At 64.4% G+C, this 21,539-nt stretch carries 19 protein-coding genes; 4 read left to right on the top strand and 15 right to left on the bottom strand.

What is annotated here, in order from left to right; translation table 11 throughout:
* Nucleotides 1–56: 56 nt before the first annotated feature.
* From ATC00_RS04560 to ATC00_RS04540, 5 genes are all read right to left on the bottom strand, one after another.
* Nucleotides 57–761 carry an HAD family hydrolase gene (locus ATC00_RS04560; RefSeq protein WP_064252109.1) on the bottom strand — a complete coding sequence of 235 codons (705 nt, stop codon included), beginning with the start codon at nt 759–761 and terminating at the stop codon, nt 57–59.
* 14 nt (nt 762–775) lie between these two features.
* On the bottom strand, nt 776–2,089 hold the full coding sequence (waaA, locus tag ATC00_RS04555; RefSeq protein ID WP_064252108.1) for a lipid IV(A) 3-deoxy-D-manno-octulosonic acid transferase: 1,314 nt from the start codon (nt 2,087–2,089) through the stop codon (nt 776–778).
* Nucleotides 2,090–2,122: 33 nt separating this feature from the next.
* A complete protein-coding gene (locus ATC00_RS04550) occupies nt 2,123–2,359 on the bottom strand; it encodes a DUF4170 domain-containing protein (RefSeq protein WP_037379087.1) in 237 nt (78 codons plus the stop codon).
* A 58-nt stretch (nt 2,360–2,417) separates the two neighbouring features.
* Nucleotides 2,418–3,236: a 3'(2'),5'-bisphosphate nucleotidase CysQ gene (locus ATC00_RS04545; RefSeq protein WP_064252107.1), complete on the bottom strand. Its 819-nt coding sequence runs from the start codon at nt 3,234–3,236 to the stop codon at nt 2,418–2,420.
* A 64-nt stretch (nt 3,237–3,300) separates the two neighbouring features.
* Entirely contained in the window at nt 3,301–4,647 is a 1,347-nt protein-coding gene (locus ATC00_RS04540; RefSeq protein ID WP_064252106.1) for a TldD/PmbA family protein, read from the bottom strand.
* A 152-nt stretch (nt 4,648–4,799) separates the two neighbouring features.
* Between ATC00_RS04540 and ATC00_RS04535 the strand changes: the two genes are divergently transcribed.
* On the top strand, nt 4,800–6,656 hold the full coding sequence (locus ATC00_RS04535; RefSeq protein WP_064252105.1) for a monovalent cation:proton antiporter-2 (CPA2) family protein: 1,857 nt from the start codon (nt 4,800–4,802) through the stop codon (nt 6,654–6,656).
* Nucleotides 6,657–6,683: 27 nt separating this feature from the next.
* On the opposite strand, the gene ATC00_RS04530 is transcribed toward ATC00_RS04535, so the two are convergent.
* The 3 genes from ATC00_RS04530 to ATC00_RS04520 all read right to left on the bottom strand — a co-directional run bounded on the left by ATC00_RS04530 (nt 6,684) and on the right by ATC00_RS04520 (nt 10,048).
* Nucleotides 6,684–7,568 carry a patatin-like phospholipase family protein gene (locus ATC00_RS04530; protein ID WP_037379078.1) on the bottom strand — a complete coding sequence of 295 codons (885 nt, stop codon included), beginning with the start codon at nt 7,566–7,568 and terminating at the stop codon, nt 6,684–6,686.
* 86 nt (nt 7,569–7,654) lie between these two features.
* Nucleotides 7,655–8,215, bottom strand: coding sequence for a 16S rRNA (guanine(966)-N(2))-methyltransferase RsmD (gene rsmD / locus ATC00_RS04525; RefSeq protein WP_037379075.1), 561 nt, complete (start codon nt 8,213–8,215; stop codon nt 7,655–7,657).
* 6 nt (nt 8,216–8,221) lie between these two features.
* Nucleotides 8,222–10,048: a pseudouridine synthase gene (locus ATC00_RS04520; protein WP_064252104.1), complete on the bottom strand. Its 1,827-nt coding sequence runs from the start codon at nt 10,046–10,048 to the stop codon at nt 8,222–8,224.
* Nucleotides 10,049–10,120: 72 nt separating this feature from the next.
* Here ATC00_RS04520 and ATC00_RS04515 point away from each other — a divergent pair, with 72 nt between their 5' ends.
* Nucleotides 10,121–10,570 (top strand): nucleoside deaminase, encoded by a 450-nt coding sequence (locus tag ATC00_RS04515; RefSeq protein WP_037379069.1) that lies wholly within the window; start codon nt 10,121–10,123, stop codon nt 10,568–10,570.
* Between the two features lie 9 nt (nt 10,571–10,579).
* Here ATC00_RS04515 and ATC00_RS04510 read toward each other — a convergent pair whose 3' ends face one another.
* From ATC00_RS04510 to ATC00_RS04480, 7 genes are all read right to left on the bottom strand, one after another.
* Nucleotides 10,580–11,059 (bottom strand): GNAT family N-acetyltransferase, encoded by a 480-nt coding sequence (locus tag ATC00_RS04510; RefSeq protein ID WP_064252103.1) that lies wholly within the window; start codon nt 11,057–11,059, stop codon nt 10,580–10,582.
* Nucleotides 11,060–11,062: 3 nt separating this feature from the next.
* A complete protein-coding gene (locus tag ATC00_RS04505; RefSeq protein WP_037379052.1) occupies nt 11,063–11,683 on the bottom strand; it encodes a hypothetical protein in 621 nt (206 codons plus the stop codon).
* Nucleotides 11,684–11,816: 133 nt separating this feature from the next.
* Nucleotides 11,817–14,726, bottom strand: coding sequence for an isoleucine--tRNA ligase (gene ileS / locus ATC00_RS04500; RefSeq protein WP_037379168.1), 2,910 nt, complete (start codon nt 14,724–14,726; stop codon nt 11,817–11,819).
* 271 nt (nt 14,727–14,997) lie between these two features.
* The gene (locus ATC00_RS04495; protein ID WP_064252102.1) at nt 14,998–15,981 is read right to left on the bottom strand and encodes a bifunctional riboflavin kinase/FAD synthetase; all 984 of its coding nucleotides are present in this window, start codon (nt 15,979–15,981) and stop codon (nt 14,998–15,000) included.
* A 13-nt stretch (nt 15,982–15,994) separates the two neighbouring features.
* The gene (locus tag ATC00_RS04490) at nt 15,995–16,843 is read right to left on the bottom strand and encodes a TIGR01459 family HAD-type hydrolase (protein ID WP_037379047.1); all 849 of its coding nucleotides are present in this window, start codon (nt 16,841–16,843) and stop codon (nt 15,995–15,997) included.
* A gap of 113 nt (nt 16,844–16,956) precedes the next feature.
* Complete coding sequence (chrA, locus tag ATC00_RS04485) at nt 16,957–18,318, bottom strand: chromate efflux transporter (protein WP_037379044.1); 1,362 nt, start codon at nt 18,316–18,318, stop codon at nt 16,957–16,959.
* Nucleotides 18,315–19,142, bottom strand: coding sequence for a chromate resistance protein ChrB domain-containing protein (locus tag ATC00_RS04480; RefSeq protein WP_064252101.1), 828 nt, complete (start codon nt 19,140–19,142; stop codon nt 18,315–18,317). The genes chrA and ATC00_RS04480 overlap by 4 nt, the downstream gene beginning before the upstream one ends.
* Nucleotides 19,143–19,407: 265 nt before the next feature.
* Between ATC00_RS04480 and groES the strand changes: the two genes are divergently transcribed.
* Both groES and groL read left to right on the top strand, forming a co-directional pair.
* Entirely contained in the window at nt 19,408–19,704 is a 297-nt protein-coding gene (gene groES / locus ATC00_RS04475) for a co-chaperone GroES (RefSeq protein ID WP_012706990.1), read from the top strand.
* Nucleotides 19,705–19,778: 74 nt separating this feature from the next.
* Complete coding sequence (gene groL, locus ATC00_RS04470; protein WP_037379039.1) at nt 19,779–21,416, top strand: chaperonin GroEL; 1,638 nt, start codon at nt 19,779–19,781, stop codon at nt 21,414–21,416.
* Nucleotides 21,417–21,539: the final 123 nt, after the last annotated feature.

The following is a 21,539-nucleotide window of genomic DNA, read 5'->3' as shown; positions in this document are numbered from 1 at the left end:
CCGACGACGCCACAAGAGACTTCAGAATGCGAAAAAAGGCAAGCCGGTCAACGGAGTCAGAGCACTGCTTCAAGCTCGGTGATATCGGCCAAGCAATGGTCGGAAGCCCCGGCCAGCGACTGACGCGAGCCGGTGCCGGTCAGAACCGCAATGGTCAGGCCGGCCCCGGCAGCGCGGCCCATATGCATATCGTGATTGTTGTCTCCGACCACCGCCACCTGCTGAGGCGTCAGCCCGGTCGCGGCGCAGAAGCCGAGCACCATGCCCGGCTGCGGCTTGACGCCATAACCGCTGTCGTAGCCGGCGATGTAGTGCAGATAGGTGTCGAAGCCGAAGCGCTTCGCCGTCTCGCGGATGGAGCGTTCATTGTCGCTCGAGGCGACGCCGAGGCGGTAGCCCTTCGCATGCAGGGCGGCGAAAAAGGCGCCGAGATCGGTCACCGGCACCGCATAGTCGGCGGAGTTCGCAAAGAGGCCGTCAAACAGCGCCGTCAGTTCCTCCACCGTATACGGCGCGCCGGCCTCGACCATGCCGGTCGCAATCTCGACCGTGTTACCGGCGGCGAGCAGGCTGTCGGGTGCGACGTGGCCCGTATCCGGGTCCATGCCGCCGGCCCGAAGCAGAACTCTTGCGAGCGCATCGTCATCCTTGGCGGCAATTCGCGCTAGTTCGTAGTTCACGGGAACCCAGCTCTTCGCGTAGTCGAGAAGCGTACCGTCCTTATCGAACAATATGCCGACGATGCCGTTGCCCGCAGTCATGGTCCCGTCCGTTTTCAGCTTTCGACGCGCGGCTCCAGCCGCGCCTTTACCACGAGCGGATTGATATAGGGTTCGAGCCCCTTCATCGTCGCCGTCAATGCGCCGCGCATCTGTTGCACGGTTTCAAGCCCCGCGTCGATCATCGAGCGACGCATGTCGTCGTTGCCGAGAAGGTAGTTGACGCCCTTCGCCAGCATTTCGACGTCGCGGACGATCTTGGCGCTGCCGTTTTTGGCAAGCATCTGGTAGGTCTCGCGGAAGTTCTGGACGCTGCCACCCGAAAGCACCGCGCAGCCGAGCATGGCCGGCTCCAGCGGATTCTGCCCGCCCTCGGCAAAGAGCGAACGGCCGACGAAGGCCACCTCGGTCAGCCGCAGATAGAGCCCCATCTCGCCGATCGTGTCGCCGAGAAAAATGTCGACGTCCGGCGTCAGGCGATCGCCCCGCGTACGGCGGGCGACCTTGAGCCCCTTGGCGGTCAACGCCGCTTCGACGGCATCGCCGCGCTCGGGATGACGCGGTACGACGATGGTCAAGAGACCGTTGCGCGGCTTCAGAGCTTGATGGACGACACCGGCCGCCTCCTCCTCGCCGTCGAAGGTGGAGATTGCCGCCCAGGTCTTGCGCGAACCGATCTGCTGCGCATAGTCGCGCAATGCCTGCGGGTCGTGCGGCGGCGCGTCGGTATCGACCTTGAGATTGCCCGAGACCATCACCGGCAGCGCGCCGAGCGTGCGGAAGCGCTCCGCATCGACGTCCGACTGGGCGATGACGAGCGCGAGGTTCTCGAAGAGCGCATCGGCGAGCGATGGCCGTTTCTTCCAACGGGCGAAGGTTCGGTCGGACAGACGCGCATTGACCAGAACCTGGGGAATGTGGCGCCGGCCCAGTTCGACGATCGTCATCGGCCAGATTTCGGATTCGGCGATGATCGCCAGGTCCGGCTGCCAATATTCGAGGAAACGGCTGACGGCCGGTTTGAAATCGAGCGGCACATATTGATGGATGACCGCCTTGCCGAGGCGCTCGGCTGCCACCCGCGCCGAGGTGGTCGTCCCGGTGGTCAGGACCACGGCAATGCCGCTGCGGCGGATTTCCTTTATCAACGGGGTTACCGCGACCGTCTCGCCGACGCTCGCGGCATGAAACCAGACGAGCGGCCCGGGCGGGCGCGGCGCGCTCGCGTGGCCGTAGCGCTCGCGGCGGCGGGCCGGATCCTCCTTGCCCTTTGCAGCGCGCAGGGCCAGGTAGGGCCCGACGAACGGGTAGATCGCCGTGCCGATCCAGCGATAGGTGGAAAGCGCAAGCCGTGCGCGCAGGCTGCTCATCAACGCTCGCCCTTACCCGCGCTCACCAAGACATCAATCATTTTCCGGGTCGAGCAGCCGGTGCATGTGGACGATGAAATAGCGCATATGGGCGTTGTCGACTGTCATCTGCGCCTTGGCCTTCCAGGCGACATGAGCGCTTTCGTAGTCGGGGAAGATACCGACGATATCGAGGTCGTTGAGATCGCGGAACTGCACGTCGGTGAGCGTCGTCAACTCGCCGCCGAAGACAAGGTGCAAGAGCTGCTTCTTCTCGGTATTCTGAGCCATTGTGTTCCCATTGTTCTTTGAAACGTCGGCGTTGGTTTGCGGCATTCGCACCCAAAGGTCAATGGGCGTCGAACGGCTTGGAGGCGGCGAGCAATGCCGGCAGCGCCGGCCCGGAGCCGGCCCCGAGAACTCCATGACTGACAATGGGGCGATTGTAGGACAGGGGTGTGCCGTCCAGGCCGCGGAGCGCCCCGCCGGCGCGCGCCAAAATGAGATCGGCGGCCGCCAAATCCCAATCATGGGCGTTCTTCTTGACGATCGTACCGTCGATGCGGCCGTCGGCGATCATCGCCAAGCGGTAGGCGAGCGACGGCACGTGCGGCACGCGCGCCAGCCTGTCGCGATAGGGGGCGGCAAGCTTGCCCGCGATGTCCTCGGCCATGGCCACCTGCAGCCGCTCATTCGGCAAGGGGTCACGCACCCTAATCGCCGCATCGTTCTTACGGGCCTCCCCGTCGAGCGTCGCCTGGTAGATTTCCCCGAGCGCCGGCGCATAGAGCACGCCCGCCGTCGGCTGGCCCTGGTGAACGACGGCAACGCTGACGCACCAGAGGTCCTTGCCGGAGATGAAGGCACGCGTGCCGTCGATCGGATCGACGACGAAGACGGTGTCGCGGGAAAGGCGCGTCGCATCGTCGTCGGTTTCCTCCGAAAGCCAGCCGTAATCGGCTCGCGCGGCAAGCAGCCTTGTCTTCAGGATATCGTTTGCTGCAAGATCGGCCTCGCTCACGGGGGAGCGGCCCTCATTTTTCCAGCGGACGTCCACGGTCTTTCGGAAATAGCCGAGCGCCGTATCGCCTGCTGCCACCGCTGCGGCAAGGATAAGCTTGAGATCCTCGTCCCAACTGGGCGCGGTCTGGAGGGCTGCTTCTGACATTCGTCTCCTTCAGGCGCCGGGACGATCCCACGCGCCTCCAACTGGCGGAACGTACGGTCCGGACTCAAGTTCCGGCAAGTGTCATGCCTTCGATCGCGAGAGTCGGTGCGGCGGTACCGAACTTCCTGTCGATGTCGTCGGCAGGCGTCAAGGCCATGAACATGTGCTTGAGGTTGGAAGCGATCGTCACCTCCGATACGGGGAAGGTGATCTCGCCGTTTTCGATCCAGAAGCCGGAGGCGCCGCGGCTGTACTCGCCGGTCACCATGTTGACGCCCTGGCCGATGAGCTCGGTGACGTAGAACCCCGTGCCGACGCCGCGGATCAGGTCGTCGCGGGAAATCGTCCCCGGTTCGAGGGCGAGGTTGGTTGAGGCCGGATTGACCGCCGGGCCGCCACGGACGCCGCGCCCGTTGGTCTCCAGCCCTAGTTCACGCGCCGCGGACGTCGAGAGGAACCAGTGCTTCAGCACGCCGTCCTCGACCATGGACAGCTTCGAGCCGGCGACCCCCTCGCCGTCGAAGGGGCGCGACGAGGAGCCGCGCACGATCTGCGGATCGTCCGTCACCGCAATCCCCGCCTTCATGATCTGCTTGCCCATCATGTCCCTGAGGAAGCTCGTCTTGCGGGCGACCGAGGCGCCATTGATGGCACCTGCCAGATGTCCGACGAAGCCTCGCGCCATGCGCGGATCGAAGACGACGGTCACGTTCTTGGCGGTCGCGACCTGCCGCGGGTTGAGGCGCGCCACGGCCCGCTCGCCGGCCACGCGTCCGATATCGTCGGCGCTGCGAAGTTCATCGAAATAGAGTCGGCTGTCATAGTCGTAGTCGCGCTCCATTTTGGTGCCTTGGCCGGCGATGGCGCTGACGGAGCGGCCGAACCGGGTCGCCATATAGGAGCCTGAGAACCCGTGCGACGTCACCAGCACGAGCCCGCCCATGCCGGCGGAAGCGCTGGCGCCGCTCGAATTGGTGACGCCGGACACCGAAAGCGCCGCCGCCTCGGCTGCAAGCGCCGCTTCGGTGAGCGCCTCGCTCGAAACCTCGCGCGTGTCGAAAAGATCCAGGTCCGGATAGGATCTCGCCAAACGCTCGGGATCGGCGAGCGACGCGTAAGGATCCTCTGGCGAGGCCTTGGCCATCGCCACGGCACGCTCCGCCAGGACCTTCAGATCAAAGCCCGGATTGGCCGAGACGCTGGCGACACGCCGCCCTACGAAGACGCGCAGCGAAAAATCGTCGCTTTCGGAGGCCTCCGTCGCCTCGACCTTGCCGAGCCGCACCGAAACCGAGCGGGAGCGGCCGCGCACGACGACCGCATCGGCGGCCTCCGCACCGGCCTGCCGCGCACGGTCCACCAGTTCGGCGGCGCGGTTCTCGAGGATGGCGGAATCGATCGTCTCGGACATGATTAGGCCTTTCATTCCTGCCCCATTTATTGTGCACTGGAGCAAGCATCAAGGGCATCACGATGATTCCCCTCTCCGCATAGTACGACATTCCGCCTCGCCTCGCCCGCCAAGGGCAGGTCAGAGAGCCTCCATGATGAAAGCCACGCGCAATGCAGACACCGATCCTCTACACCCAGGCGCTGATGTTGCTCGGCGGCGCCGTCGTTGCTGCGCCGCTGTTCAAACGTCTCGGGCTCGGAACGATTCTCGGCTATCTCGCCGCAGGCATCGTCATCGGTCCGGTCGCCCAGTCGATTACCGAGGGCGAAGAGATTCTTCACGTATCGGAGCTCGGCGTCGTCTTCCTGCTGTTCATCATCGGCCTCGAGTTGAAGCCGTCGCGACTTTGGCAGATGCGGCGCGACATTTTCGGCCTGGGCACGGCGCAAGTGGTGGCGACAGGCCTCGTTCTGTCTTTCCTCATCGAGTTCTTCGACCTGCTCCCTTGGACCGGCAGCGTTATTGCCGGCTTTGGCCTGGCGCTTTCGTCGACGGCCTTCGCCATGCAGATCCTCGAAGAGAACAACGATACCAACACGCGCTACGGTCAGCGCGCCTTTTCCATCCTCCTGCTCCAGGACCTGGCGATCGTTCCGCTACTCGCCTTGATCCCGTTGATGGCGACGCGCGCGCCAGAGGCGACAACCACGCCGTTCGAAGACTTCGCGCTTGCGATCGCCGCGATTGCCGCCCTTTATGCGGCGGGCCGCTACCTGCTCAATCCGCTGTTCCAGGTGATCGCCCGCACCGGGGCGCGGGACGTGATGATCGCCGCCGCGCTGCTTGTCGTCATGGGAGCGGCGACGATGATGCAATTGGCCGGCCTTTCGATGGCGATGGGCGCCTTCCTCGCGGGCGTGCTGCTCGCGGAATCCTCCTACCGCCATGAACTCGAGGCCGATATAGAGCCGTTTCGCGGCATCCTTCAGGCATTGTTCTTCATGGCGGTCGGGCTGTCGCTGCAACTCGGCGTCGTCGCCGAGAACTATCTCTTGATCCTCATCGCCGTGCCGCTGCTAATGGCGGTGAAAAGTCTGGTTCTCTACGGCCTTTGCCGCGCGACCGGTTCCCACCACAATGATGCGGTGCGGATCGGCCTGCTGCTGCCGCAGGGCGGCGAATTCGGCTTCGTGCTCTTCACGGCCGCCGCCGTTGCAGGGGTCTTCACGCAAGGCGTCGCCTCCTTGCTCGTCGCGATCGTCACGCTTTCGATGGCCTTGACGCCGGTTGCGGCGCTCATTTCGCGGCGGTTGCTGCGCGAACAGGATGATATGGAAGACGAGATCGAGGAGGATTTCGAAGGCGCCGGCGCCGACGTCCTGATGATCGGCTTTTCACGCTTCGGGCAAATTGCCGCGCAAATCCTTCTGGCCGGCGGCCGCGACGTGACGATCATCGACCATTCCGCCGCGCGCGTCCGCCAGGCTGCGACCTTCGGCTTCCGCATCTATTTCGGCGACGGCACGCGGCTCGACGTCCTGCGGGCGGCCGGCATCGAGAAGGCGAAGATTGTCGCGGTCTGTACACAGAAGAAGGAGATCACCGACAGGATCATCAACCTCGTCCAGGCGGAATACCCGAACGCCCGGATCTTTGCGCGTTCCTACGATCGCCTGCATACGCTGGAACTGCGCGCCCAGGGCGTCGAATACGAGTTGCGCGAGACTTTCGAGTCCGGCCTGCTGTTCGGCCGCAAGACGATCGAGGCGCTCGGCGTCAACGGCGAGGAAGCGATCGCCATCATGGACGACATCCGCCGCCGCGACGAGGCGCGTCTGGTGCTGCAGGAGGCCGAGGGCATCACGGCCGGACGCCACATGCTGCATTCAGAGCCGGTGCGGCCGGAACCGCTGGTCAAGCCGAAACGTGACGTCAACCACACGGCGGAGACCGAGGAGCGCATCCTGCCCCAGCTTCCGACAGGGGACAATGAACGAGCCGGCGAAACGCTGGCCCGTGCCGACTGAGCCGGAACGCGGTGCGGCGGGCGGAAATCAGCGATTCGCCTGCCATTGCTCGATTCGTTCGGAGAGCGCCCGCTTCAATTGTTCCTTCGTGGCAGCCGTCGCCGCGAGCACTTCACGGGCACGCAGGAAATCCAGGGCGCGGAAGCGGCCGACATCCGGGCGAAGCAGGATATCCGGGGCGCCTGCCTTCATCTTCATGGCGATGATCGACTGCATCATCAACTGGCTCGCGCCGAACAGGCTGTCGATGCGGCTCGGAATCGTCTTGCCGTCACCATCGGGACCGCCGACGACGTCGACGGCAATGACGATGTCGGCGAGGTCGCGCAAGTGGTCGAAAGGCACCGGATTGTACATGCCGCCATCGATCATCACGCGCCCCTCGATCTTCACCGGCGTGAAGATCGCCGGCAGGGCGCAAGAGGCGGCGATCGCCTTATGCAGGTCGCCCTGTTCGCAGACGCGCTCGCTTTGCCCGTAATAATCGGTCGCGGTGACTTTCAGCGGTATCAGCAGGTCGGAAAAGCGCGCCGGGATCGCCTGCGGCAGAAAGGCTTTCAGCACCCGTTCGATGTTGAACTGCCCGAAGCGGAAGCCGCTCGACACGGCCTCAGACAGACTGCTCGGCCGAAGCTGCCACAGGCGGTTCAGCACTTCGCCGCGGTTGCCGACGGTCGCAAAGGTGTAGTCCCGGATCTCCTTGCCGGTCATGCCGGCCGCCATGCCCGCGCCCATGATCGCGCCGATCGACGAGCCGGCGATCGCCACAGGTCGGATGCTCATCTCGTCCAGCGCTGCAATGACATGGATATGAGCGAAGCCGCGGGCACCGCCACCACCAAGCGCGACCGCGATCGTCGGCTCGGCCCCGCCGTCTGGACTGCTGCGCTGCGCAGATACGTGCTGCTCCATCGATGCTCTCCGTTCCGTCCGCGCCGCTACAGCGGTGCTAAAGGGCAGGACCAGGCGGTCCCACCGCCCGCTCCGCCCAACTTAGATCAGGCGCCTAGAAATCGATAGAAATGCATTCGCGTGTCGCCGAAGGCGCGATCGTCGAGCGGTTCGAAGACCGCGGGCAATTGCGGACGCACGTCGGCCCGCTCCTCCAGCACCACGAGCGCGCCGGGGACGAGCCATCCGCCAGCCGCCCCCGACTCGAGTGCGCGTTCTCCGAGCCCCTTTCCATAGGGCGGATCGGCGAAAACCAGATGAAAGGGTTCCATCGTGCCGACCGAACCGAGATCGACCGCATCGCGGCGAAAGATCTTGGCGCGGCCTTGCAGGCCCAGCGCTTCGATATTGATGCGGATCAGCCCGCGGCCCTCGACCCCCTGTTCGACGAAGAGCGCCTGGCGGCAGCCTCGCGACAGGGCCTCGAGTCCGACTGCACCGGTGCCGGCAAAAAGGTCGAGGACGCGGGTGCCGTCCAGCGCCTCGGGATAGCTGTGGCCCAGGATGTTGAACAGGCTCTCGCGCGTCCGGTCGGTGGTCGGCCGGATATCGTTGGACTTGGGGGTCGCAAGCGTGCGGCCCCGAAACTCTCCGCCGACGATGCGCACGGCCGGTTACTTCCCCTTGCCGCGCGGCTTGCCGCCGCCCGTGCGACCGCCGGGCTTGCTGCCGGCAGGCTTGCCTCCGCCCGGTCGGCCGCCGCCGGGCTTGCCGCCACGCGGACCACCGGAACGCTGACCGAAGGACTTCCCTCCCGCCGGCTTGCCGCTGGCAGGCTTTCCACGAGGATTGTCGCCGAAGGGGCGATCTCCGCCTTCGCGGCCCTCGCGGACATCGTCCTTGCGGCGGCTTGTCCGCGGCTTCTCCGAAAATGCGCGATTGTCGCCGGCGGTCCGTGCCGGACGATCGCCACGGGGGCGCTCGCTGCTCTCGCGACGCGGCGGGCGATCGCCGTGATCCCGCGATTTCCGCTCGTTGGGATCGAAGGGCCGGCGCCGCTCGAAACCGCCGTCGCGGGCATCGTCTTTGCGGCGGACCGGTTCGCTGGCGCTGATCCAGTCGCCATCCTCATCGGCGCGTTTGACCGGCGGACGCGGGGCGCGGTCCGGCCGAGCAGCTCCCTTGCCGGCACTTGCCTTGCGGTCGGGATCGAACTTTGCCGAAGTTTTCGTGGCCGCGCCATCCTTCGTGCGGCCGTAACGCTTGGTCTTCGGCGCACCCTCCGGGCGCTCGCGACGAGCCGGCTTCGGCGAAGCATCGTCCTCGGCCGCCTTCGGCTTCTTTTCGGCGACTGGGCGCGCACCAGGGGCCATCCAGACATTCGCCGTCCGGCTGCGTTTCGCCGGCGCCCGGGCCGGGCGATCCTCGAATTTTTCGCGGGGACGATCGCGGCGATCGCGGGAGCGGCCGTCGTCACGCTGGGTATCAAGGCGAGCAAGCGCCCGTTCGCGCTTGTCCTCTGGCTTTTCACGCCAGGCGCCGCGTTCCGGCTTGCCCTTTTCAGGAATGTCCTCGCTGTGGACCTCCCTCTCCGCCGCGGCGGGCTGATCATTGTAGAGCGGCGCGTCGAAATTCGCCTTCGCTTCCGCGATCAGGCGCGGACCGAGCTGATCCCTGAGCGTGCGGCCGCGGATTTCCTGGACGTGCCCCTCGGGCAGTTCGCCGAGTTGGAACGGGCCATAGGAAATGCGGATCAGGCGGTTCACGTCGAGGCCGAGCGCCCCAAGCACGTTCTTGATCTCGCGATTCTTGCCTTCGCGCAGGCCCATGGTGATCCAGACGTTGGAACCCTGGACCCGGTCGAGCGTCGCCTCGATCGCACCATAGAGGACGCCGTCGACGGCGATGCCATCCTTCAGACGATCGAGTGCCTGCTGATCAATGTCGCCATGGGCGCGGACGCGGTACCGCCGCAGCCAGCCGGTGGCCGGCAATTCGAGCGCGCGCGCCAGCCCGCCGTCGTTGGTGAGGAGCAGCAGGCCCTCTGTATTGATGTCGAGGCGGCCGATCGACAGCACCCGCGGCAACTCGTCCGGCAAGTTGTCGAAGACGGTGGGACGGCCTTCAGGGTCGGCGTTGGTCGTTACCAGGCCGGCCGGCTTGTGATAGAGCCACAGGCGCGTCCGCTCGATGCCGCGGATCGGATGGCCGTCGACCTCGATCCTGTCGGCAAGCGTCGCATTGACAACCGGGGTTTCGAGCACGACACCGTTAAGCTTGACGCGCCCTTCCATGATCATCCGCTCGACGTCGCGGCGCGAGGCGACGCCGGCGCGCGACAGGATCTTCGAGATGCGTTGCGGCTCGTCGGCGCCGACGTCGGCTCCCGGCGCCGCGCCCTTGCCGGGCCGTGCCGCGTTGGCCTTCTTCTCGCAGGAAGGAAAATTGCCTTTCCGACCTTTTCCCTTGCCGGGCCCGGTGGACTTGTCTTTGGATGTCATTTCTGTTGCCTGCCTTTTGCGGCTGTCCTATCAGGTCGAAGGCCACGGGTTAAGAGAAATTATGAGCAAGTGATGGCGGAAACGACGCGCTACATGGATGCGGCGCTAGACGAGGCGCGGAAGGCGGCGGTGCGCGGCGAAGTGCCGATCGGCGCCGTCGTCGTGCTCGACGGCGAAGTCGTCGCTGCGGCCGGGAACCGCACGCGCGAATTGCGGGACATTACGGCCCATGCCGAGATCGAGGCGATCCGCCAGGCGGCGGCCGCCGTCGGCGACGAGCGGCTCTCCGGCGCCGATCTCTATGTGACGCTCGAACCCTGCACCATGTGCGCGGCGGCAATCTCGTTTGCCCGCATACGCCGCCTCTACTACGGCGCCGAGGACCCGAAGGGCGGCGCCGTCGAAAGTGGCGTCAGGTTCTATGGCTCGCCGACCTGCCATCATGTGCCGGACGTCTATTCCGGCCTCGGCGAACGCGAGGCGGCCGAGCTGCTTCGCGGTTTTTTCGCCGCCCGGCGATGATAGCAACAGTCAGCTGGAGGCGAGCGCCTCAAGCTCCTTGCCCGTCAGCCGGTAGCGCGTCCACTCCGAGAGCGGCTCGGCGCCGATCGCCTCGTAGACACGGATCGCGGGCTCGTTCCAATCGAGAACGCTCCACTCGAAGCGGCCGCAGCCCTCGGCAAGCGCGATACGGGCCAGGTGCTTGAGCAGCATCTTGCCCGCTCCCGAGCCGCGGTGCTCGGGCGTAACATACAGATCTTCGAGATAGAGACCCTTGCGCGCCTGCCAGGTCGAATAGTTGTAGAACCAGACGGCGAAGCCGGCCGGCGCGCCATCGACCTCGCAGATGATCGCCCGGCTGACCGAGCCGGTCCCGAAGAGCGAATCCGTCAGAAGTTCGACAGTCGCCTCGACCTCGTCCTCAGCCTTCTCATAGATGGCGAGGTCGGTGATGAAGCGCAGGATCGTTGCCGCATCGGCCGGGACCGCATCGCGAATGCTGATGGCCATGGCTTAGAACGGCCAGTACCACTTGCTGCCACTGTTGGCGACTTGCGCCGCCTTCTTGCGCCGGCGCTCCTTGTCCTTCTCCGGCTCGCCGAGATCCGTTTCCGAGGCCTCGGGCAGCCGGCGATACTCGAGCGGCGGGTCGCTCAGGAAACGGCGCTTGTCGGAATAGGCGCCCATCTCGATCTTGCGGGCCTCGCGATAGGCCGCCTGCTGCTCCTTGGCAGAAAGACGGCGGCCGTTGGCGCTTGCCTTGGCAAGCGGCGAGACGTAGTTCGGATTGTTCTTGTTGGCGTCGGCCTCTTCGCGCAGGCGCTCGCGCACCTCCTCGGGCGACTCGACCCACTCGGGATTGGTTTCGCGACTTGCGAGCGACTGTTGCGGCTGGATGAGCGAAGCCTGCTCTCCTTGCGGCGGCAACACCAGGCCGGCGCGTGGCTGGTATTTGACCGGGTCCTTTTTCGGCGGCGCCAGGCTGATGGCGCTGCCCAGGTCGTCGACCAGCTGTTCGCCTGCCGTCTTGTCCGTGCCGTATGTCGGGCCGCCGATGCAGCCGGAAAGCGCCAGGCTCCCCGCCACGACAGCAGCAATGCTCGCAAACACCCGCAACGCTCGCGTCATTTCCATGAAGTTCCCTTAAGCCCCCGCCGCACCGCGCCCGCCGCGGCCATTAAATGCCCCCATGGCGGAAAAATCCGCCAAATTTCGGGCAGGTTGTACCGGATGAATGCGCCAAGCGCAATTCACCCGGTACGGCCCGTCACGCTTTGAAGCCAAGTTCCCTGAGTGCGGCGGCGTCGCGTGCCGATACATCCGGATAGAGCGAATCGGAGCCGACATCCGTGGTAATCCGCCAGGAGCGGGCGCATTTGCGGCCTTCGGCGAGCCTCGGCACGACGCTGACCGTCGCCACCTCCGGCAACGTGAAGGCGCCTTCCGGCCCGTTCGCGCCGTCGATTTCGATCGCTGAGGTGATGCAGATCTCGGCAAAATCCTGCCCGTCGAGTGCAGCCCTCAAATCCGGGTCGGCGATGTGGACGACCGGCGCTGCTTCCAGCGAGGAGCCGATGCGCTTGTCCTTGCGCTCAATCTCGAGAGCCCCGGTCACGACCTTGCGCACTTCACGGATCTTCCGCCACTTCTCGGCCAGCGCATCGTTGCGCCACTCCGCGGGTACGGCCGGGAACTGCTCGAGATGCACCGAGACGGCTTCCGGGTTGCGGGAAAGCCAGGCTTCCTCGGCCGTGAAGGGCAGCATCGGCGCAAGCCAGGCCACCAGGCAATCGAACAGCGTGCGGATGACGTGCAGCGCGGCGCGCCGGCGCAGCGACGAAGGCGCGTCGCAGTAGAGCGCGTCCTTGCGGATATCGAAATAGAAGGCCGAAAGTTCGACGTTCGAGAAATCGATCAGCGCGCGTGCGATCCGCTTGAAGTCGAAGGCGTCGTAGCCTTCGCGCACCAGCCGGTCGAGCTCGGCGAGGCGATGCAGCATCAGCTGCTCGAGCTCCGGCATGTCGCTGATCGCAATCACCTCGCCCTTGTCGTGGGCGAGCGTTCCGAGCATCCAGCGGATGGTGTTCCTGAGCTTGCGGTAGGCGTCGATATTGGTCTGGATGATCGTCTTGCCGAGGCGCTGGTCTTCCCAATAGTCGGTCGTCATCACCCAGAGGCGCAGGATGTCGGCGCCGGCATCCTTCATCACCTCCTGCGGCGTGACGGTGTTGCCCTTCGACTTCGACATCTTCTCGCCCTTCTCGTCCATGGTGAAGCCATGGGTGACAACGGCGTTGTAAGGCGCACGGCCGCGGGTCGCGCAGCTTTCCAGCAGCGAAGAATGGAACCAGCCGCGATGCTGGTCGGAGCCCTCGAGATAGACATCGGCCGGCCATTTCAGGTCGGGACGGTCTTCGAGCGTGAAGGTATGGGTCGAACCGGAATCGAACCAGACATCGAGGATGTCCATGACCTGGTTCCAGCGGGCCTGGTCGTGGTCGTTTCCGAGGAAGCGTTCCTTCGCTCCCTCGGCAAACCAGGCATCGGCCCCTTCCTTCTCGAAAGCCTCGAGGATCCGGGCATTGACGGCGTCGTCCACGAGGATCTCGCCGTTATCATCTGCGAAGATCGCGATCGGCACGCCCCAGGCGCGCTGGCGCGACAGAACCCAGTCCGGGCGCTGCTCGATCATCGCCCGCAGGCGGTTCTGGCCGGCGCCCGGTACGAAGCGGGTTTCGTCGATAGCGTTCAACGCCCGCGAGCGCAGCGTCGAGCCGTCGCCGAAGTCCTTGTCCATGTAGACGAACCATTGCGGCGTGTTGCGGAAGATGACCGGCTTCTTCGACCGCCAGGAATGCGGATAGGAATGCTTCAGGCGGCCGCGGGCAAAGAGCGCGTGGCGGGCGATCAGCGCCTTGATGACGCGATCGTTGGCGTCGCCCTTCTTGCCCTTGTCGTCGATGACCCGGGCCGCGCCGCCTTCGGCATCCGGACCGAAGCCGGGCGCGTCGGCGGTGAAATAGCCGGCATCGTCGACTGTGAACGGGATCGCAGAGGAGATGCCGCGCGCTTCGAGCGCCCGGGCGCTGTCCATCCAGGCGTCAAAGTCTTCGCGGCCGTGGCCCGGCGCGGTGTGAACGAAGCCGGTACCCGCATCGTCGGTGACGTGTTCGCCGTCGAGCAGCGGCACCTTGAAGGCGTAACCGCCGCCGAGGCCGTGCAGTGGATGGGCGCAGGTGATCGCCGCAAGTTCGGCGGCCTCTATGTCACGGACGAAGTTGAACGTGACCTTGGCCTTGGCGGCCGATTCTTCGGCGAGGCGCTTGGCGAAGATCATCTTTTCGCCGGGCTGCGGGCCATAGTCGTTCTCGGCCGTCGCGACCTCATAGAGGCCGTAGGCATAGCGCGACGAATAGGCGATCGCCCGGTTGCCTGGGATCGTCCAGGGCGTCGTCGTCCAGATGACGACGAAGGCGCCGGCAAGCGCATCCGGTCCCTCGGTCACCGGGAACTTCACCCAGATCATGTCGCTCTCGACGTCGGCATATTCGACTTCGGCCTCGGCGAGCGCGGTGCGCTCGACAACCGACCACATGACCGGCTTCGAGCCACGATAGAGCTGGCCGGCCCTTGCGATCTTCATCAATTCACCGGCGATGCGGGCTTCTGCATGGAAGTTCATCGTCGTGTAGGGATTTTCGAAGTCGCCTTCGATGCCGAGACGCTTGAACTCCTCGGTCTGGACCTGGATCCAGCCGCCGGCGAAATCACGGCATTCCTTGCGGAACTCATTGACTGGGACGTCGTCCTTGTTGCGACCCTTCTCGCGATATTTCTCCTCGATCTTCCATTCGATCGGCAGGCCGTGGCAGTCCCAGCCCGGCACGTAATTGGCGTCGAAGCCGCGCATCTGGAACGAGCGGTTGATAACGTCCTTAAGGATCTTGTTCAGCGCATGACCGATATGGATGTTGCCGTTCGCATAGGGCGGGCCGTCGTGCAGCACGAACTTGTCGCGGCCGGCAGCTGAGGCGCGAAGCTTCTTGTAGAGCTCCATCTTCTGCCAGCGGGCCACCGTTTCCGGTTCCTTCTGCGGCAGGCCGGCGCGCATCGGAAACTCCGTCTGCGGCAGGTAGAGCGTCGAGGAATAGTCGATCTTTTCAGCGGTCTCTGTCATGGTCTTTTGCATTCGTCTTTTCCGCGCGGATTGTCACGCAGGCGGAAGGGTTCGGTATCTCGAAGATGACTGGAAGGGCGCAAAACGCCGAAATCCCGGACCTTCCGGCACGCTCTAGCGCGCGCGGAAAGCCGGGCCGATAATTCGCTGATCGATGGTCAATCGACAATGCCGGGTCATAGTGGCCGGTTGTTTAAGGCGTTTTCAGCCTTTTGAAAAGGTCCGCGGGCGCAGCATGGCGCGATTCTTTGGACAAGCGTCGCCGTCCGCCTCAGGCGAAATTGATCTGGCGGTCGATGTCGCTCAAGGGCCGCACGCCGGAAAGAAGGGCGCGCGCTTCCTTCTCGTCCTCTTTCATCTGCACCATCAGGGGCTCTAGCCCGTCGAATTTCACTTCGTCGCGAAGGTGGCCGAAAAAGGAGACGGCGCAGATCTCGCCATAGAGATCGCCGGAGAAGTCGAAGACGAAGGTCTCCAGGAGCGCTTCGCCGTCGCTGTCGACGGTCGGGCGGCGGCCGAAGCTTGCGACACCGTCGTAAAGGGAGCCGTCCGCACGACGGAAACGCACCGCATAGATGCCGTTCCTGAGTTCGACTTCGGCTGGCAGGCGCATGTTGGCCGTCGGATAGCCGAGCGTGCGCCCGAGCTTCTTGCCGCCGATCACCTCCGCTTCGACCGTGTAGCGGTAACCAAGCTGGCCGGCCGCATGCGCGACGTCGCCTTCGGCAAGCAAGGAACGGATGAAGCTCGAGGAAATGACCGAGGCGTTCTCGTCGCGGAAGGCATCCACCAGCGTCACGCCGAAGCCTTCCTGGGCGCCTGCCGCCATCAGGAAGGCCGGGCCGCCCTCCCGTCCCTTGCCGAAGTGGAAATCGAAACCGGTTACGACATGGGAGGCGTGCAGCCACTCGCGCAGGATGCGATGGATGAAGTCGGAAGCCGAAAGCTCGGAGAAGGTCCGGTCGAAGGGATATTCGATCACGGCGCCGAAACCCATCCCTTCGAGGATGCGGGCCTTCAGCGGCGCAGGCGTCAGCCGGAAGACGGGCTGATCGGGCCGGAAGACGGTGCGCGGGTGCGGTTCGAAGGTCAGCACGAGTGCCGGAACGCCCCTGCCCTTTGCCTCGTCGAGCGCGCGGTTCAGCACCGACTGATGGCCCCGGTGGACGCCGTCGAAATTGCCGATCGCAATCACGCCGCCATGGAGGCGTTCGGGAAGCGGATCACGGGTCTCGTTGCGATGGAAAACCGTCATGGCCGTCGTCCTGTCAGGCGAGCCGGGGCATCCAGCACTTCGGCGTCGCCCCTTCCTTCTTCAGGAAAGCGGCAAGCTTCGCCTCATCGGTGCGGCTTTCATGCATGTATTCCTGCGCGTGGATGCCGGCGCTGATATAGAGCAGATCAAAACCGGCGTCCTGCGCCCCCTTCACGTCGGTCGGCATGCCATCGCCCACGGCGATAACCCGCGCGAGATCGAAGGCACCTCTCACCGCCTTCGCTTCGGACAGCGCGGCGCGGTAGATCGCCTTGTAGGGCTTGCCGGCAATGCGCGCCTCGCCGCCAAGCTCCTCGTAAAGCTTGGCGATTGCGCCCGCGCAGGGGATCAGCCGATGACCGCGTTCCACGACGAGATCGGGATTGGCACAGATGAACGGGATTTTCCGTTTGGCAAGCCCCGTCAGCGTGGCGCGGTAGTGTTCGGGGGTTTCGGTCTCGTCGTCGTAGAAGCCGGCACAGACGATCGTCTCGGCCTCTTCCGCCGAAACGATCTCGGTGCCCAATCCTTCCAGCAAGGGCAGATCGCGATCGGCGCCGATAAAGAAAATCCGCTTCTCCGCCGAGGCGATCAAGGCCCGCGTGACGTCGCCAGAGGTAACGATCCGGTCATAGGCTTCATCGGGAACGCCGAGGCCGCGGATCTGCACCTTGACGCTCGGATGCGGCCGCGGCGAATTGGTGATGAGGACGACCGTCACCCCTTGAGCGCGTGCCTCGGCGAGCGCCTCGCAGGCGGAGGCGAAAGCCTGAACGCCATTGTGAAGCACGCCCCAGACATCGCAAAGCACCACGTCATATCGGCTGGCGATTTCCCGAAAACTGTTGATCCTGACGGCCATCCTGGTTTCCTGCAAACTCGGCTTCCCGGCTGACATCGCAAGGAAGGGCCAAGAATACAAGCCTCGCCTATGGAAAAACGCGGCACTTCCCAAGATTCGTCCCGAACGCTGCGTTATCGGACAAGCATGAGCAGCCAGCCAGCCACAGCACAGATTGCGAGCGTCTGGAAAATGCCGCGCTTCCACCAGAGAAGCGATGCAGCCGCCATAATCGTCAGGAAAAGTGCGGCCGGGTGGAGCGTCGTCGGGTCCGGATAGGGAAGCGAAAGCGGCCCGACCTCCAATCGCTCGACGCGGCCGAAGAGGACGTGGAGGCCGAACCAGACCGCAAGGTTGAGGATGACGCCGGCGACCGCCGCCGAGATGGCCGACAATGCGCCCGAGAGCGCGGCGTTGGCGCGCAGTCGCTCGACATAGGGTGCGCCGAGGAATATCCACAGAAAGCACGGAACGAAGGTGACCCAGGTCGCAAGCGTCGCGCCGAGCACGCCCGACGTCAGCGCGTCGACACCGATCGGCGCCCGGTACGCGCCCATGAAACCGACGAAGGCGAGCACGAGCACCAGCGGCCCCGGCGTCGTCTCCGCCAGCGCCAGACCGTCGACCATCTCGCCCGGCCGCAGCCAATGGTAGGTCTCGACCGCCTGCTGTGCCACATAAGCGAGAACGGCGTAGGCGCCGCCGAAGGTGACGACCGCCATCTGTGAGAAGAAGACACCGATGTCGGTGTAGACATTGGATCGGCCGATCGTGGCGAAAATCACCACGAAGGGTGCCAGCCAAAGTGATCCCCAAACGCCAACGACCGCCGCCGCCCTCCCCCAGGACGGCTTGCCGTCGGGGTAGTCCGCGTCGATGACGGAGGGAAGATCAGGAGTCTTCGCGGCATGGGCGGCCTCGCGGCTTGCCGGCGCATGGCGGGCGGCGATGTAGCCAATGAGACCTGCGCCGATGACCACCAGCGGGAAAGGCAGGGCAAAGGCGAAGAGCGCAAGGAAAGCGACGATCGCGAGCACGCGGTCGAAGCCGGTTTTCAGCGCCCGGCGGGAAAGCCGGACCAGCGCATCGATGACGATTGCCAGCACCGCGGCCTTCAGGCCGAAGAAGAGACTCGCGAGCCAGTTCGTCTCCTGGAACACGGCGTAGGCGGACGACAAAGCGAGGATGACGAAAAAGCCGGGGATCACGAAGAGCGTGCCGGCCACCACCCCGCCGCGCGTACCGTGCAGCAGCCAGCCGATATAGGTGGCGAGTTGCTGGGCCTCCGGGCCCGGCAGCAGCATGCAATAGTTGAGCGCGTGCAGGAAACGGCTTTCCGAAATCCAGCGGCGCTCTTCGACCAGCTCGCGATGCATCAGCGCAATCTGCCCGGCCGGCCCGCCGAAGCTTAACAGGCCGATCTTCGCCCAGACCTTCGTCGCTTCGGCAAAGGAAGGATGGGCGGGCGCGAGGCCCGCCGATCGCCGTTCATTCACGTCCGCTTCCCCTTGCCGCCGTGGGATACCCAATCGTGCTTTTCCTCTCTCGCATCACGCGCCCAACGATAGAGCGCGTCATAGAGCGTCATCCCTGCCTCGAGCTGGTCAAGGTCGTCGGTATACATGCGGGAGAGACCAAGCGAAACGGCAAGAAGGCCGGCCGCTTGCGGTTCCAACTCGTGCCTGTCCGTGTCGGCACCGCGGACGATGCGGGCGACATGCTCAAGCGCGGGAAAGGAAAGGCGGAATTCCTTGAGCATCGTGTCAAAGGTGCACTCATCGCCGCGGTGGCTCCAGAACACCCCTTCGATATCAAACGGCGTTGCGCCGAACCGTTCGCCGACTGCCTCGACCTCGGCCGGCGAGACGTAGAGGAACCTGGCGCGCGGATCGACGAAGCGGCGGATCAGCCATGGGCAGGCGATGCGGTCGATCTTCGGCCGGGATCGTGTCACCCACACCGTGCCGCCCGAAGGATCGGCATTCGGCAGGCTCGCCACCGGAACGAGAGGCAGACCCGCCTCGCGCCACGCTTCGTGACCGCCTTCCAGTATTTCCGCAGACGCGCCGGCGTGCCGAAGCCATGCGGCAACGCCTTCGCTGAGTTTGCCGCCGCGCTTACAGAGCGCGACGACCAACTGGCCTTTGTATTCGTCCGCCCATTTGGGCGCATCGGCGTGCGTCCGATGGAACGACGACGGTACGAGATTGGGATCGGCGGTGAAATCGTCCTCATCGCGAACATCGATGAGGACGGGAGCCTTCGGGGTGCCGACGAGCCGGGCAAGCTTTTCGAGAGAGATGGAGTTGAACGAGGCCATGATACGACGTCCTTGATAGCTGTTGGACGCGAAATTCCAGCATGACGCCTCGTGGGGCATTCGCCTACCCCATAGATGCATCAAACAAAAAACGGCATTTCATGTCAACGTTCGCGGCCGGCAAAAAAATCTCGAAGCCGATCCTTGACTCGTTCGGTAGCCAGCCTTATCTCGGCGGCGCTAGCACTCTTTAAACAGGAGTGCTAACACCCATCCACCGGGTCGATGAACGACCCGCAATGTCATTTGATCGAGGGATTAGACAATGGCAAGCACCAACTTCCGTCCGCTGCACGACCGCGTTGTCGTCCGCCGCGTCGAGTCTGAAGAAAAGACCAAGGGCGGCATCATCATTCCGGACACCGCGAAGGAAAAGCCGCAAGAAGGCGAAATCGTGGCTGTCGGTTCAGGTGCCCGTGACGAAAGCGGCAAGGTTGTTCCGCTCGATGTCAAGGCTGGTGACCGCGTCCTGTTCGGCAAGTGGTCCGGCACCGAAGTCAAGATCAACGGCGAAGACCTTCTGATCATGAAGGAAGCCGACATCATGGGCATCATCGGCTGATCGGCCGGCAACCCTACCTTCCGTAATTTGAAACCGGGCCTGTCCCGGAACTTCGAAACCAGGAGCTTTCAAAAATGGCAGCTAAAGAAGTCAAGTTCGGCCGTACCGCGCGCGAAAAGATGCTGCGCGGCGTCGACATCCTCGCCGATGCGGTCAAGGTAACGCTCGGCCCGAAGGGCCGTAACGTCGTTATCGACAAGTCCTTCGGCGCTCCGCGCATCACCAAGGACGGCGTTTCGGTCGCCAAGGAAATCGAACTCGAAGACAAGTTCGAGAACATGGGCGCCCAGATGGTCCGCGAAGTCGCTTCGAAGACCAACGACATCGCCGGCGACGGCACCACGACCGCAACCGTTCTTGCCCAGGCGATCGTTCGCGAAGGCGCCAAGGCCGTTGCTGCCGGCATGAACCCGATGGACCTGAAGCGCGGCATCGACCTCGCCGTCACCGAAGTCGTCAAGGACCTGCTCGCCAAGGCCAAGAAGATCAACACCTCGGCAGAAGTCGCCCAGGTCGGCACGATTTCGGCAAACGGTGAAAAGCAGATCGGCCTCGACATCGCCGAAGCGATGCAGAAGGTCGGCAACGAAGGCGTCATCACGGTTGAAGAAGCCAAGACCGCCGAGACCGAACTCGAAGTCGTCGAAGGCATGCAGTTCGACCGCGGCTACCTGTCGCCCTACTTCGTCACCAACCCGGAAAAGATGGTCGCCGACCTCGAAGACGCGTTCATTCTCCTGCACGAGAAGAAGCTCTCGAACCTCCAGGCGATGCTCCCGGTTCTCGAAGCCGTCGTTCAGAGCGGCAAGCCGCTCCTCATCATCGCTGAAGACGTCGAAGGCGAAGCGCTTGCAACGCTCGTCGTCAACAAGCTGCGCGGCGGCCTGAAGATCGCTGCCGTCAAGGCCCCGGGCTTCGGCGACCGCCGCAAGGCCATGCTCGAAGACATCGCCATCCTGACGGGCGGCACGGTGATCTCCGAGGACCTCGGCATCAAGCTCGAAAACGTCACGCTCGACATGCTCGGCCGTGCGAAGAAGGTCTCGATCTCCAAGGAAAACACGACGATCGTCGACGGCGCCGGCCAGAAGGCCGACATCGAAGGCCGCGTCGCCCAGATCAAGGCCCAGATTGAAGAAACCACTTCTGACTACGACCGTGAGAAGCTGCAGGAGCGCCTTGCAAAGCTCGCGGGCGGCGTTGCCGTCATCCGCGTCGGCGGTGCGACGGAGGTCGAAGTGAAGGAAAAGAAGGACCGCATCGACGACGCCCTCAACGCGACGCGCGCTGCCGTCCAGGAAGGCATCGTACCGGGCGGCGGCGTCGCCCTGCTGCGCTCTTCCGTCAAGATCACCGTCAAGGGTGAAAACGACGATCAGGACGCCGGCATCAACATCGTTCGCCGCGCTCTGCAGGCTCCGGCTCGCCAGATCGCAGAGAACGCTGGCGATGAAGCCTCGATCGTTGTCGGCAAGATCCTTGAGAAGAACACCGACGACTTCGGCTACAACGCTCAGACCGGTGAATATGGCGACATGATCGCCATGGGCATCATCGACCCGGTCAAGGTCGTTCGCACCGCTCTGCAGGACGCAGCCTCGGTTGCCGGCCTGCTCGTCACCACCGAAGCCATGATCGCCGAGCTGCCGAAGAAGGACGCTCCGGCAATGCCGGGCGGCATGGGCGGCATGGGCGGCATGGACATGATGTGATAAGGCGCAAGCCTTAGCACAGGTGGTCCATCCGGATCGGAAGGGCGGCTCTCGAGCCGCCCTTTTTGCTATTCACGATTCCTACCGGCGACGACCTGAAGCGAGCATGCGCCTTCGCGCACG

The sequence above is a fragment of the Sinorhizobium americanum genome (genome assembly GCF_001651855.1).
GTDB classification, from domain to species: Bacteria; Pseudomonadota; Alphaproteobacteria; order Rhizobiales; family Rhizobiaceae; genus Sinorhizobium; species Sinorhizobium americanum.
The sequence above is the reverse complement of the archived record's forward strand: the minus strand, read 5'-3'. Positions and strand labels throughout refer to the sequence as shown.